This is a genomic window from Streptomyces sp. NPDC057654 (assembly GCF_042800135.1).
Taxonomy (GTDB): domain Bacteria; phylum Actinomycetota; class Actinomycetes; order Streptomycetales; family Streptomycetaceae; genus Streptomyces.
This window is the reverse complement of record NZ_JBHVHQ010001315.1, coordinates 1-1565: the sequence shown is the minus strand read 5'-3', so window position 1 is coordinate 1565 and position 1565 is coordinate 1. Positions and strand designations below refer to the sequence as shown.

The following is a 1565-nucleotide window of genomic DNA, read 5'->3' as shown; positions in this document are numbered from 1 at the left end:
CAGGCGGCGCTGGCGCGCCGTTCTCCTGCCACTGCCTGGGCGGCGGGCTCGTTCCCCGCCGCTGCCTCGCGTCCCGCGGCGGTGCCGGACGGCTCACCGCCACCGGTCGCCCTTCGTCGCGCGCCCCAACCCGCGGAAGCGGGTCGCGACGGCACGGCTCGCTCGTCGGCGCGTACGGGCGGGCCGTCGCCCGTCGCCTCCTCTCGGCGTGCGCCATGCGGAGACGGCACTGCTCGCTCGTCGGCGCGTACGGGCGGATCGTCGCCCGGCGCCTCCCCTGGGCCTCCTGGGCGTGCGCCCCAGCCCGCAGAAGCAGCCCACGCGCCCTTCCCGCCCGGTGCCCGGAGGAGACGGCCGTCCGTGGTCACGGTCCAGGCATCGTCCGCAGGCGGGACGATCCGCTCGTCGGGGCGTACGGACGGACCCGCCGCCCCTCGGCGCGCGCCCCTGCTCCCGGAAGCGCCCCACGCGCCGTCTCGCTCAGCGTCCCCGAGTGCCGTAGGCGCTTCCGGGAGCGGCGCGCCGAGCGCGTCCACCGCGTGGACCAGCTCCGCGAGGCGGCGGGCGAGCTCGGCCGGGCCGGAGCGGCGGCCGAGGAGGAGCAGGGCGTGGAGTACGGGGCCGATGCGGTGCCGGGGTACGGGCAGGGGGCGCGGCGGCGCGGTCGGCGGAGCGGGGGCGGGCCGCTGGCGGGCGGCGCGCCTGCCCCATCTGCGTACGGGTGCGGGTACGCCGGCCTCCTCCGGGCGCGCCGGGGCCGCCCCTGGCCGGGAGGGCAGCCGGACAGCGACCTCCGTCTCCAGCGCCGATGCCTCACCCCACTGGGGCCACGCGTCGGCCTGACGGGCCGGCGTCTCATCCCACCGGACCCGTGCGTCATCCTGACGCGTCGGCGTCTCACCCGGCCGGGCCCCCGCGTCGCCCCGACCGACCGATGCCCCGCTCCACCGGAACCGCGTGTCCCCCTGACCGGCTGCTTCCCCGCCCCACCGGGCCCGCGCGCCATCCTGACGGGCCGACGTCACGCCCCACCGAGCCTGCGCGTCCTCCCGACGGACCGACGCCTCACCCGATCGAGCCCCCGCGTCGTCCCGACCGGCCGGCGTCTCGTCCCACCGAGCCCTCGGATCGCCCTGACGACCTGGCACCTCACCCAACCGGCCCCGCGCATCATCCCACCGGGCTCCCGCCTCCCCCTGACGGGTCGGCGCCCCACCCCGCTGAGCCCCCGCGTCCCCCTGCTCAGCCGCTGTCTCACCCCTCCGGGCCCGCGCCTCGTCCGGCCGGCCCCCCGGGCCGCCCTGGCCAGCCGATACCTCCCCCTGCCCATCCCCCACCCCCCACCACCGATGCACCAGAACATTCAGCGCCATGTCCAGGTCCAGGTGCTGACCTTGCAGCCAGTCGGCGAGTTCCTCGTGGGCGAAGCGGTAGCCCGAGCCGGCCGGGACGAGGAGGTTCTCGGCCAGGACGGCGGAGGCCCAGCCCGTGCGCCAGGGGAAGAGCTCCTCGAACGACGGGCGGTCCAGTTCGCCCTGGCCGGGGCCGAGGCAGCGGCGGGCGGC

2 pseudogenes are annotated in these 1565 nt (G+C 78.3%); both read right to left on the bottom strand.

The features are described from left to right. Positions 1-1025 (bottom strand): annotated as a pseudogene (locus tag ACFU99_RS43180) (hypothetical protein); the annotation flags it as partial. Positions 1026-1330: 305 nt separating this feature from the next. After that, positions 1331-1565: pseudogene (locus tag ACFU99_RS43175) on the bottom strand (hypothetical protein); the annotation flags it as partial.